General features: G+C 62.9%; 10 protein-coding genes. 5 read left to right on the top strand and 5 right to left on the bottom strand.

Features of this window, described 5'->3' with window-relative positions:
* Positions 1 to 6 precede the first annotated feature (6 nt).
* The 5 genes from JMN22_RS12345 to JMN22_RS12325 are packed head-to-tail and all read right to left on the bottom strand — an operon-like array spanning position 7 to position 4,851.
* Positions 7 to 1,029, bottom strand: a complete 1,023-nt coding sequence (locus JMN22_RS12345) for a polysaccharide biosynthesis/export family protein (protein ID WP_030142087.1) — start codon at positions 1,027 to 1,029, stop codon at positions 7 to 9.
* A 20-nt stretch (positions 1,030 to 1,049) separates the two neighbouring features.
* Positions 1,050 to 1,694 carry a CpsD/CapB family tyrosine-protein kinase gene (locus JMN22_RS12340; protein ID WP_030142088.1) on the bottom strand — a complete coding sequence of 215 codons (645 nt, stop codon included), beginning with the start codon at positions 1,692 to 1,694 and terminating at the stop codon, positions 1,050 to 1,052.
* Positions 1,695 to 2,441, bottom strand: coding sequence for a sugar transferase (locus JMN22_RS12335; protein ID WP_198795995.1), 747 nt, complete (start codon positions 2,439 to 2,441; stop codon positions 1,695 to 1,697).
* Positions 2,438 to 3,496, bottom strand: a complete 1,059-nt coding sequence (locus JMN22_RS12330; protein ID WP_198795996.1) for an NAD-dependent epimerase — start codon at positions 3,494 to 3,496, stop codon at positions 2,438 to 2,440. Before JMN22_RS12330 ends, JMN22_RS12335 begins: the two co-directional genes overlap by 4 nt.
* Positions 3,493 to 4,851 (bottom strand): UDP-glucose dehydrogenase family protein, encoded by a 1,359-nt coding sequence (locus JMN22_RS12325; RefSeq protein ID WP_030142091.1) that lies wholly within the window; start codon positions 4,849 to 4,851, stop codon positions 3,493 to 3,495. The genes JMN22_RS12330 and JMN22_RS12325 overlap by 4 nt, the downstream gene beginning before the upstream one ends.
* A 376-nt stretch (positions 4,852 to 5,227) precedes the next feature.
* Here JMN22_RS12325 and JMN22_RS12320 point away from each other — a divergent pair, with 376 nt between their 5' ends.
* From JMN22_RS12320 to JMN22_RS12300, 5 genes are all read left to right on the top strand, one after another.
* Complete coding sequence (locus JMN22_RS12320; protein ID WP_198795997.1) at positions 5,228 to 6,925, top strand: sulfatase-like hydrolase/transferase; 1,698 nt, start codon at positions 5,228 to 5,230, stop codon at positions 6,923 to 6,925.
* Between the two features lie 240 nt (positions 6,926 to 7,165).
* Positions 7,166 to 7,834: an ABC transporter ATP-binding protein gene (locus JMN22_RS12315; RefSeq protein WP_030142171.1), complete on the top strand. Its 669-nt coding sequence runs from the start codon at positions 7,166 to 7,168 to the stop codon at positions 7,832 to 7,834.
* Positions 7,831 to 10,302 (top strand): ABC transporter permease, encoded by a 2,472-nt coding sequence (locus JMN22_RS12310; RefSeq protein ID WP_198796071.1) that lies wholly within the window; start codon positions 7,831 to 7,833, stop codon positions 10,300 to 10,302. The genes JMN22_RS12315 and JMN22_RS12310 overlap by 4 nt, the downstream gene beginning before the upstream one ends.
* Positions 10,292 to 11,362, top strand: coding sequence for a lipocalin-like domain-containing protein (locus JMN22_RS12305; protein ID WP_198795998.1), 1,071 nt, complete (start codon positions 10,292 to 10,294; stop codon positions 11,360 to 11,362). Before JMN22_RS12310 ends, JMN22_RS12305 begins: the two co-directional genes overlap by 11 nt.
* A 65-nt stretch (positions 11,363 to 11,427) precedes the next feature.
* Entirely contained in the window at positions 11,428 to 11,670 is a 243-nt protein-coding gene (locus JMN22_RS12300; protein ID WP_030142095.1) for a hypothetical protein, read from the top strand.
* Positions 11,671 to 11,769 lie beyond the last annotated feature (99 nt).

Here is an 11,769-nt window from a genome sequence, read left to right as displayed (position 1 = left end):
CCCGGGTCAGTTGCCGTTGCTGTTGTTGTCGAGGTCATAACCGAAGCTGACGCCAACGCCCTGGAACAGCACCACGTCGGCCAGTTGCCGGGCCATTTCACCGGCTTTGGCCAGGCCGGTCTTGGGTACGAAGAGCATGTCTTCCGGTTGCAGGTAGGCGATCTGCGACGCATCGCCGCTCAAGGCTTTTTCCACGTCGTAATGACGGGTTTCGACCTGGTTGCCGTTGCGGCGCATGATCACCACCGAGTCGAGCCGGGCCTTGACGTTGGTGCCGCGGGCCAGGGTCAGCGCCTCGAGGACCGAGATGGGCCGGCGGATCGGGTAGGAACCGGGTTGGGCCACTTCGCCCAGCACATAGATCTCGTTGCCGGCGGTGGACTTGAGCAGCACGTCGACGGTCATGTGGCCTGGCAACTGGGCGTAGCGCTCGTTGAGGAAGGTCTCCAGCTGGGTAACGGTCATGCCTTGCAACGGCACGGAACCGATTTCCGGGAAGGCGGCGTAGCCATCCCGGCCCACGATGATCTCCCGGCTCATGCCCGTGGCCGGGTGGATCAAGGTGTTGCGCAAGTTCGCCTCACCGGACATCGGGCTGGTCACCAGGACGCTCAATTGGTTGCGGTTGGGTTGGAACAGCATCTTCTGGTTGTAGGCACGCTGCACTTCCAGGCGCGCCTCGTCGGTGGTCAGGCCGGCGACTTTCACCGAGGTGTTGGCACCCGGCAGTTCGATAGTGCCGTCGGGCATCACCTGTTGCGTGCCGTTGAGCTGGCTGGCGGCGGTGAAGTTCAGGGCAACCTGGTCGCCCGGCTGCACGCGATAAGCCTGGGACGAGGTCGTGTCGATGTGAAAAATCACATCCAGCACGTCCTGCGGCCGCAGCGTCTGTTCGACCCGGGGCATGTCGGTGGCCTGGGCATTGGCCGGCGCGGCCGTGAGGATCTGCACCGGCATCGTCGTGTTTTCGTTGTGGCTGGAGCAACCGGCAAGCGGCAGCAACAGCAGGACAAGCATTCTGGCGTTCATCTCGTCATCCTTTTGCAGGCTTAAAGGTTGTTGTAGAGCCACTTCGGCATGTAGTACTTGCGGCGGTTGAACACGCTGCCGACGACCTTCGCGCCGGCCTGGACCAAGCGCTGCCGCGCGGCCTGGGCGACTTCCCAGCGGGTGTCCTCGCCGCGTACCACCAGCACCACGCCGTCCACCTGGGTACTCATGACCAGGGTGTCGGTGGCCGAGTACACCGCGTCGGCGTCGATCACCACGAAGCGGTATTGCGTCGCCAGTTGCCGGAACAACGGACGCAGTCGCTCGGGACTCAGGCGTTCGGCGTTGTGCCCGAGACGACCGTTGGGCAGCACGTCGAAGGGCAGGCTGGAAATCTGCACCACACAGTCTTGCAGCAGGGGCGGGGCGAGGCTGTTGAACAGCAGGTCGCTGAAACCGCGCTCTTTTTGCAACGACAGTTGTTGGCTGAGGTTATGCGGCGACTGGCTTGCGTCCACCAGCAGCACGCGACCGTTGCTCATCTGCGCCAGCTGGGCAGCCAGCGCCATGGCACTGGTGCTCGTGCCGGTGCCGGTGTTGGCGGCCGTCAGTAGAAGGATCCGCAGATCCGGGTCGAGCACGGTCGAGGTCAGGTTGGTCTCGCTCGGGCTGGCTATGGTCAGGATATTCGTCGAACCGTCCATTTAACTCGCTCCGTGGCCGCTGAAAACTTTGAAGGGGGTGATCATCAGGATCTTCAAATCCAACAGCAGGCTCTGCTCGGCGATGTAGCTGAGGTCCAGTTCCACGCGCTGGTCGAAGTCGATATTGCTGCGCCCGGAGATCTGCCACAGGCCGGTGAGGCCGGGGTAGATGCTCAGGCGCACAAGATGGTTGTCCTTGTAGCGATAGGCGTTGAACGAGGTGGGCCGGGGGCCGACCAGGCGCATGTCACCGGTCACTACGTTGATCAGGTTGGGCAGTTCGTCGAGGCTGCTGCGTCGCAGGAACCGGCCGATGGGGGTGATGCGCGGATCGTTGTCGATCTTGAAGTCGATGGCGTCGGCGCCGTGCTTGTTCAGGTGGCGCAACGACTCTTTCAGGGCTTCGGCGTCGGCGACCATGGTGCGGAATTTGTACATGCCAAACACGCGACCGCGATAACCGGTGCGTTTTTGCACGAACAGCACCGGGCCAGGGCTGGAAAACTTGACCAGCAATGCCAGGCCCAGCAGAACCGGGGCGAGCAGCACCAGGATCGCCAGTGCGCCGAGGCAGGCCACCACCCGATTGGTCCGCGAGACCGTCCAGGGCCGACCGCCGTCGCGACCGGTCAACCAGCCGCGACCTTGGCGGTGAATCGCCGCGTCCAGGCGTCGGCGGTGCTCGGGGTCGACACGTTTGTCGCGTCCGAAGGCGCTGATCGGGATGCCTTGTTCATGTCGGGTCATAGACTCCTCCGCTGAGATTCGGCCGCAAGCGGCGCGTGGACGATGGGGTGCGCGTAGTAATCGAGGAACCAGTCGACGAAGCGACCCAGGCCGTCGTCCAGTTCGATGCGCGGTTGGAAACCGGTGGCCCGGGCCAGGTCGCTGGCATCGGCGCAGGTGTTGAGCACGTCCCCCGGCTGCAGGGGCAGCAGCTCGATCCGGGCCGTGCGGCCCAGGTGTTTTTCCAGCAGCGCGACATAGGTCCGCAGCGCCACCGGGTGCTGTCCGCCAATGTTGTAGAGGCACCATGGCGCCAGGCTGGTGGCCGGGTCTGGTTGCTCGCGATTCCAGTCCGGTATCGGGCGAGGCGGGCGTTCGACCAGCCGGGCGATGCTCTCGACGATGTCGTCGATATACGTGAAGTCGCGTGCATGCTCGCCGTGGTTGAACAGTCGCAACACCTGGTTTTCGGTGATGGCCTTGGCGAACTGGATCGGCGACATGTCCGGCCGCCCCCAGGGGCCGTACACGGTAAAAAACCGCAGGCCGGTGCAAGGGATGCCGAACAGGTGGCTGTAGCTGTGGGCCATCGATTCGTTGGCCTTTTTCGTCGCCGCGTACAACGACAACGGATGATCCACGCCGTCCTGCACCGAATAGGGCGTGCGCTGGTTGGCGCCGTACACCGAGCTGGAAGAGGCGTAGATCAGGTGCTTGACCGGGTGATGGCGGCAGCTTTCGAGAATGTTCAGGAACCCGCCGAGATTGCTGTCGACATAGGCGCGGGGATTTTCCAGCGAATAACGCACGCCGGCCTGGGCGGCGAGGTGAATCACCACGTCCGGGCGACGGAGCTGGAACAATTCATCGATCGCCGACGCGTCTGTCAGGTCGATGTGCGCCAGTGGAAATTCCCCGACCTGGTCCTTCACCCATGCCACGCGGTCGTGCTTGAGTTGCGGGTCGTAGTAGTCGTTGAAATTGTCCAGCCCGCACACGTCGTGGCCGTCGCGCAGCAACCGCAGCACGCAATGGGCGCCGATGAAACCGGCCGCGCCGGTCACCAGGATGTTCACGCTTGTGGCCCCGGGACGCTGGGCACGGTGTGCCGCAGGCCGATGCCGCGATACAGCAGCCCGGCAGCGGCCAGGTGCTCGGGGTTGTACAGGTTGCGGCCGTCGATGATGACCCGGGCGCGGAGCTTGCCGGCCAGGAAATCGAAATCCACCACGCGGAAATTCTTCCATTCCGTGCAGATCACCAGGGCATCGGCGTCTTCCAGCGTGTCATCGCGGGTCGCGCACAGGTTCAAGTCTTTGCGGTAGCCATACAGGCGCCGGCATTCGGACATGGCTTCCGGATCGTAGGCATGGACTTTCGCGCCTTCGCGCCACAGCGCTTCCATCAGGTAGCGGCTGGGCGCTTCACGCATGTCGTCGGTGTTGGGCTTGAAGGCCAGGCCCCAGATGGCAATCGACTTGCCGGCCAATCCGTCGGGGAACTGCTGGGCCAGTTTTTCGAAGAGAATGTGCCGTTGGCTGTCGTTCACATCAGTGACGCTGCGCAGCAGGCGCAGGGGCATGCCGCTTTGTTCGGCGGTGTGCAGCAAGGCCCGCAGGTCCTTGGGAAAGCACGAGCCGCCAAAACCGCAGCCCGGGTAGATGAAGTGATAGCCGATGCGCGGGTCCGAGCCGATGCCCTTGCGCACGGCCTCGATGTCGGCGCCCAGGCGTTCGGTGAGGTTGGCCAGTTCGTTCATGAAACTGATGCGGGTGGCGAGCATGGCGTTGGCGGCGTACTTGGTCAGCTCCGCGCTGCGGTTGTCCATGAACATCAGTTTTTCGTGGTTGCGGCAGAACGGCGCGTAGAGCTCGCTCATCTGATCCCGCGCCAACTGATCGCCGGTGCCGATGATGATCCGGTCCGGGCGCATGCAATCGGCCAGGGCGCTGCCTTCCTTGAGGAATTCGGGGTTGGAGACGACGCGGACATTCAGCTGTTTCAGGCCACGCCGCGCCAAGGCCTGGCGAGCGCATTCGGCGACTTTGTCAGCCGTGCCGACCGGCACCGTGGACTTGATGATCAGGGTGCGATCGCTGTCCATGAAATCAGCGATTTGCCGGGTGACCGCCAGCACATGGCTCAAGTCCGCCGAGCCGTCTTCATCGGCGGGCGTGCCGACGGCAATGAAGATCAGTTCGCCATGGTTCACCGCATCGCTGGCCTGGGAGCTGAACGACAGGCGTCCGGTCTTGATGTTGTCTTCGAGCAGGCCGGACAGTCCCGGCTCGCTGATCGGCGGTACCGCTTGCTGCAATTGACGGATCTTGTTCGGGTCAATGTCGACGCACAGGACGCGGTGCCCGACATCGGCCAGCGCCGCCGCCTGTATCAGCCCTACATACCCCGTTCCAAATACGCTCACGTCCATCTTTCGCGCGCCTCGTAAACCGATTGATGTAACTCGGATGAAACTGTTTAGAGGGGTATAGCGCAGGTTCTGAAAAGCGTGTCAGCAAAATGACAGTTGTCAGTGTTGGCAAACTCGAGAGATTGGGGCTTTTTGATATCAAGTCATTGACAGACTTGGATAAGTGCCGTTTTTAAAGGGTGATATCGCTGTTTAACGAGGCGATGAACGGTATATATCCATAGTTTTTTATATTTTATGGGTGTCAAAGGTGTCATTTTCGGGCTAACTTTTTTTTGACGCTCTGGCCGTTCGTCCAGTTTCTTGCGCTTTGAAAACCCGCTGCTAGTGTGCAGAAAGCGAACCCTCCATTGCTGCGCGACGCCGTCGAGAAACCATGACCCGATACCTCAAGGAAGTGCTGCTGGTGCTGTACCTTTTCCGGGGGCATGACTTGTACCTGGAGCGTCTGGCGGCCCTGGGTTTTGGTCTTGCAACGGTGCTGTTTGGCGCGATGTTCCTGGCCTTGGTGCTGGCGCTATGGATGACCGCCTACATTCGTCCGGCGTTGGTAAGGCATCTGTTTGCCCTGGCGATGTTTGTCTCGGCGGTGTTCTTCGAGACGTACATGCGGGTGACCGACAGCTACCTGACCTACAGCCAGTTCGTCTCGCTGGTGTATTCCGGTGGTTTTATCCAGGAGGCGGCCTATCAATATCGCGAGGTCATCATCAGCGCGGTGGCCGGCGGTGTGTTGCTGTTGTTGGGCATCGCCCTCAAACCGCGACGTCGGCTACCGCTGCCCGGCTACGTGCCGATCGTCGCGCCCGTGTTGGGCGTGCTGCTGCTCAGCGCTGTGCTGTTCGTGCGAGCGGGCGAGGGCGCGCGCGGCCTGCCGGTGATGTACACGCCGCTGGCCTATCTGAACCTGTTCATCTACGAGACGTTGCACAACACCGTCGGGCCTCGGGAGCCGGTCAGTCTCGCCCGGCAATCTTCTCCGATCAACCACGATATCGTGCTGATCATCGACGAAAGCATTGCCGGCAACTACCTCGACATCAACACCCCGTCCGGCGTCTCCACTGGGCTGAAGACACCGCCCCCCGGCGTCGACATTTTCAATTATGGCTACGCGGCGTCTGTTGCCAATTGCAGCGCCGACACCAACGTTACCCTGCGTTATGGCGGCACCCGAGGCGACTACGTGCGCATCAACAGCACACAACCGTCGATCTGGCAGTATGCCCACCAGGCCGGGTTGCGCACTGTCTATATCGATGCCCAGCGCACCGGCGGCAATCTGCAGAACCTGATGACCGAGCTGGAAAAAAAAGCGATCGATCAATTCGTCCAATTCGACCAGACCCGCGTACGCGACCGGGACATGGCGGCCGTGGCGAAGCTGGTCGAGTTGCTGGGTAACGACCGGGCCGAGTTGGTGGTGATCAACAAGGTCGGCGCGCATTTTCCAGTCCATGACAAATACCCCGATGACTTCATGACCTACCGTCCGGCCTTGCCACGCGGGCAGTTCCAAGACGTGAGCGACACCGGCAGCCGCGATGGTTTCAACGGCGAGAAAGGCGATTGGGCGCTCTACCGCAACGCTTACCAGAACACCTTGCTGTGGAACGTCGGCGAATTTTTCCAGCGACTTTTCCGTGAAGGCAACCTCACGAACGCCGTGCTGATCTACACCTCCGACCATGGCCAGGACCTCCACGAACGCGGCAACCCCGGGCTCAACACCCACTGCGGTGGTGATCCGGTGGAGGAAGAAGGGCTCGTGCCGCTCGTCGTGATCCAGGGCCGCCAACTGCAGACGCTGGACTGGCGCGGCACCTTGGCACAGAACAAGGATCGCTCCAGCCACTACAACATCTTCCCGACGCTGCTGGAGTTGATGGGCTACGACCCGGCCGGGATCATGGCCCACTATGGCAAGCCATTGAACCAACCGACCGAAGACGACTTCACCTTCAACTACCGCTTCAATGCCCGGCTGGGGGCCAAGCCGGCCTGGAAACATATCGACCTGGACAGCATCGTCACACCAGGGCCGGTGAAGACCGAAGTGGCGGCGGGGCAGTGAGGATCGACCATGGTTGATCCAGCGCCATGACTGAAGGGGCCGCGCACCACAGATCCCTTGTGAGCGAGCTTGCTCGCGATGAGGTCAGCCCATTCAAAATCTTCATCGACTGTCACACCGCCATCGCGAGCAAGCTCGCTCCCACAGTTGGACACTAGACCAAGCATCTTTTGGAACTCTCACAACCCTCTGAACCTCCGCTATCCTGACGCCTTCGCCGATCTGCCCCGAGTCTTGCCCATGCTGGAAGTCCGCAACGTCTTCAAGAGCTACGCCACGCCCCAAGGCCCGCTGCCCGTGTTGCAAGGTGTCGACCTCACGCTGCCCCCGGGCAGCAGCCTGGCGCTGATGGGTGAATCGGGCAGCGGCAAGAGCACCTTGTTGCACTTGGTCGCCGGCCTGGACAAAGCGGACCGAGGTAGCATCCGTAGCGGTAACTACCAGCTCGACGGCATGAGCGAGCACCAACTGGCCAATTGGCGACGCACGGAAATCGGCCTGGTGTTCCAACAATTCAACCTGATCAGCAGCCTGTCGGTGGATGACAACCTCGCCTTCCAGGCGCGCCTGTGTGGGCGTTTCGATGCTGGCTGGCAGGCGCATCTGGTGCAGCGACTCGGACTGACAGACCTGCTGCGGCGCTATCCCGAACAACTTTCCGGCGGACAGCAACAACGGGTGGCGCTGGGCCGGGCGCTGGCTTCACGGCCACCCTTGCTGTTGGCCGACGAGCCGACCGGCAGCCTCGACGAAGCCACCAGCGACGAAGTGCTGCAATTGCTGTTGGAATTGCTCGACGGCAGCCCCACCAGCCTGTTGATGGTCACGCACAGTCAACGAGTAGCGGCGCGCCTCGCGCATCGTGTGGTGCTGCAAGGTGGCCGTTTGGCACAGGCGGTCCAGGCCTGATGGTTTTTCGCCAGACGCTCAAGGCCCTGCTCAGCCACTGGCGACGACACCCGGTGCAATTCTTCAGTGTGCTGACCGGGCTCTGGCTGGCCACCAGCCTGCTCATCGGCGTCCAGGCACTGAACAGCCAGGCTCGCGACAGCTACGCCCGGGCCAGCCAGTTGATCGGTGGCGAACCCCAGGCCAGCCTGAGCGCGCCGGGTGGCGGCACCTTCGCGCAGCAATGGTTTGTCGACCTGCGTCGCCAAGGCTGGCCCGTGTCGCCGGTGTTGCAGGCGCGGGTGACGCTCAAGGGGCACGAAGAGCAGCGGCTGCAAGTGATGGGCATTGACCCGGTGTCGCTGCCGCCGGGTTCGGCCGTGGCGGGACAGGCCCGGGAAATCGATGAAGTGGTGGAGTTCTTCACCGGTGCCGGGCGTACCTGGATCGCCCCCTCGACCTTGCAAGCCCTGGGGCTGAAGGAGGGCGACAGGCCTCGCACCGTCGGCGACCAGGCCTTGCCGCCCTTGCATGTGCAACCCGACATGGCGCCGGGCGTGTTGTTGATGGACATCGGCTTCGCCCAGCAACTGCTGGGTTTGCCGGAGCAGGTTTCGCGATTGCTGCTGCCCGCCACGTTCACGGCCACTTTGCCCGAGGCATTCAACGGCCTGTTGCAATTCAAGCACGCGGACGAGGAAAACAACCTGTCGCGCCTGACCGAAAGCTTCCATTTGAACCTCGACGCGCTGGGGTTCCTGTCGTTTGTGGTGGGGTTGTTCATCGTTCATGCGGCCATCGGCCTGGCGCTGGAACAACGCCGCAGCCTGTTGCGGACCCTGCGGGCCTGCGGCGTCAGCGCGCGGGTGCTGATCACCAGCCTGGCGCTGGAGCTGGGCGCGTTGGCCTTGTTGGGCGGCGTGGCTGGCGTGCTCAGTGGGTATTGGCTGGCGAGTCTGTTGCTGCCCGATGTGGCGGCGAGCCTGCGGGGCCTGTACGGCGCGCAAGTGCCCGGGCAATTGAACCTCAGCCCCTGGTGGTGGCTGGGCGGGATTGGCCTGGGCCTGCTCGGTGCGCTACTGGCCGGGGCCCAGAGTCTTTTGCGCGCTGCACGCCTGCCTCTGCTGGCGCTGGCCAATCCCCAGGCCTGGCACCAGGCCCATGCGCGATGGCTGCGGCGCCAGGGAGCGGTGGCGACATTGGCCGCGCTGATCGCCGTGTCGGTGCTGGTCCGGGGCGACAGCCTGGCGAGCGGTTTTGTCTTGATGACGACGTTGTTGCTGGGCGCGGCGCTGGCTTTGCCGGTGCTGCTCAATGGGGTGTTGAACCGGTTGTTGCGTGGCAGCCGTTCGGTGCTCGGGCAGTGGTTTCTCGCTGATTGCCGCCAGCAATTGCCCACGCTGAGCCTGGCGCTGATGGCGTTGCTGCTGGCGTTGGCGGCGAACATCGGCGCCGGCAGCATGACCTCCGGTTTTCGCCAGACGTTCAGCGATTGGCTGGAGCAACGATTGACCGCCGAGTTGTATATCAGCCCGCAAACGCCAGCCCAGGCGGACGAGCTGTACGACTGGCTCAAGCAACAACCGACGGTCACCGCCGTGCTGCCCAACTGGCAGGTGTCGATTCCCTTGCAAGGCTGGCCGACGGATATTTTCGGCATCATCGACCATGCTTCCTATCGCCAGCACTGGCCGTTGCTGGAGTCGACCGACGGCCAGGCGTGGGAGCAACTGGCCGGCACCGACACGCTGATGCTCAGCGAACAACTGGCCCGGCGCCTGAAAGTGCGGATCGGTGATCGATTGACCCTCCCGACCCCACAAGGTCCGTGGGCGCCGCGCATCGTCGGAATCTACGCCGACTACGGCAATCCCAAGGGCCACGTGTTGATCAACGCGAAGCACCTGCTGGCGCACTGGCCGCAGCTCACGCCGTATCGTTTCAACCTGCGCATCGAACCGTCGAAGATCCCACCCTTGCTGGCGGCGTTGCAAAACCGGTTCAACCTCGACGACAGCCGCATCGTCGATCAGGCCCGGCTCAAAGGCTGGTCAACCCAAGTGTTCGAGCGCACCTTTGCCGCCACCGCCGCGCTCAACAGCCTGACCCTGGCCGTAGCCGGGGTGGCGTTGTTCATCAGCCTGTTGACCCAGAGCCAGAGCCGCCTCGGCCAATTGGCACCGCTGTGGGCAATAGGCGTCACGCGGCGGCAATTGATGCTGCTCAACCTTGGCCAGACCTGGCTGCTGGCGCTGCTGACCTTGTTATTGGCCGTGCCGCTGGGCATTGCCCTGGCCTGGTGCCTGGATGCGGTGATCAATGTGCAGGCCTTTGGCTGGCGCCTGCCGTTGCGGGTCTTTCCGTTGCAACTGGCGCAACTGCTGGCCTTGGCGATGCTCGCCACGCTGCTGGCATCGGCCTGGCCGCTGTACGCGCTGTACCGCACGCAGCCGACGGATTTGCTGAGGACGTTTGCCCATGAAGATTAGAGTCGGCCTGATGCTCCTTGCATTGCTTGCCGGTTGTGATGACTCGACGCCGCCGGAAAAGGGTTTTGCCGGTCTCGGCACCCACACCGTTGCGTTCACGCCCGTGGTGCCCGGGCGCGTGTTCAGCTTTCCAGCCGATCACGGTGTTCATGAAGGTTTCCGCATCGAATGGTGGTACATCACCGCTAATCTCAAGGACGCCGAAGGGCGGGATTTCGGCGTGCAGTGGACGTTGTTCCGCAGCGCCCAGGATCCTGCGGTGCAGGGCAGTGGCTGGCGCAACCAGACGATCTGGCTCGGCCACGCCGCCGTGACCTCCGCCAGCGTCCACCATGCCGCCGAGCGCTACGCCCGGGGCGGCGTCGGGCAGGCCGGGGTGCGGACTACGCCTTTCGATGCCTGGATCGATGATTGGCAATTGACGACTCAAGCCACTGGCAATGATCCCCTGGCGGCGATGCAGCTCAAGGCGCGTGACGCACACTTCAACTATGAACTGCAGCTCAGGTCGACGCGTCCGCTGGTCCTGCAAGGCGACCAGGGTTTCAGCCAGAAATCCGCGCAGGGCCAGGCGTCGTATTACTACAGCCAGCCGTTTTTCCAGGCGAGTGGTCATCTGGAAATCGACGGCCAGCGCTACGAAGTCAGCGGCCCAGCCTGGCTTGACCGTGAGTGGAGCAGCCAGCCGCTGACGGAAAACCAGACCGGATGGGACTGGTTTTCGCTGCACCTGGAAAGCGGCGAACAGGTGATGCTCTATCGCATGCGCCATAAGGAAGGCGCACCGTATCTCACGGGAACCTGGATCGATGCCCATGGCCAGGCGACGACGTTGCATGCCGACGAAATCAGCCTCGCGCCGCTGGACACCGCCAAGGTCGCGGGGCGCGCGATGCCGGTGCGCTGGTCGGTCAAGATCCCCGGCAAACAGCTCGACATTACCACCCGGGCGCTGAATCCCGGGGCTTGGATGAACCTGCGCATTCCCTACTGGGAAGGGCCGGTGCAACTGAGCGGCAGTCACGGCGGGAACGGCTATCTGGAAATGACCGGCTATTGAGAATCGCCGGAACTCCCCGCATCCGTCGCCCCTCATAGCTTATGAATGCCTCGCGGGAGTCCTTCATGAGCGATGACCTCAAACCACCGTCGCTGGCCGATTGGCAGCGACTGTTCGACGACAAGGCTTACTTCCAGCAGTCGCCCGACGCTCATTTCACCGAGCTGATGCGGCTGGCTGACGATCTGTTCGGCCTGGGAGAGATTGACCTGGACCGCTGGCAAGAACTGAAGACCAGAGCCGAGGAACTTCACCAGCGCTCGCCGGATGCCAACGTCGCAGCGGAAGTGGCAGACCCCGACGCCTGATCTTATGGCGGCCCTTTCGCGAGCAGGCTCGCTCCCACAGAAGAATGCATTCCAATGTGGGAGCGAGCCTGCTCGCGAAAAGGACAACTCGGTCCTGGA

The organism is Pseudomonas sp. HB05, assembly GCF_016756915.1.
GTDB classification, from domain to species: domain Bacteria; phylum Pseudomonadota; class Gammaproteobacteria; order Pseudomonadales; family Pseudomonadaceae; genus Aquipseudomonas; species Aquipseudomonas alvandae.
The sequence above is the reverse complement of the archived record's forward strand: the minus strand, read 5'-3'. Positions and strand labels throughout refer to the sequence as shown.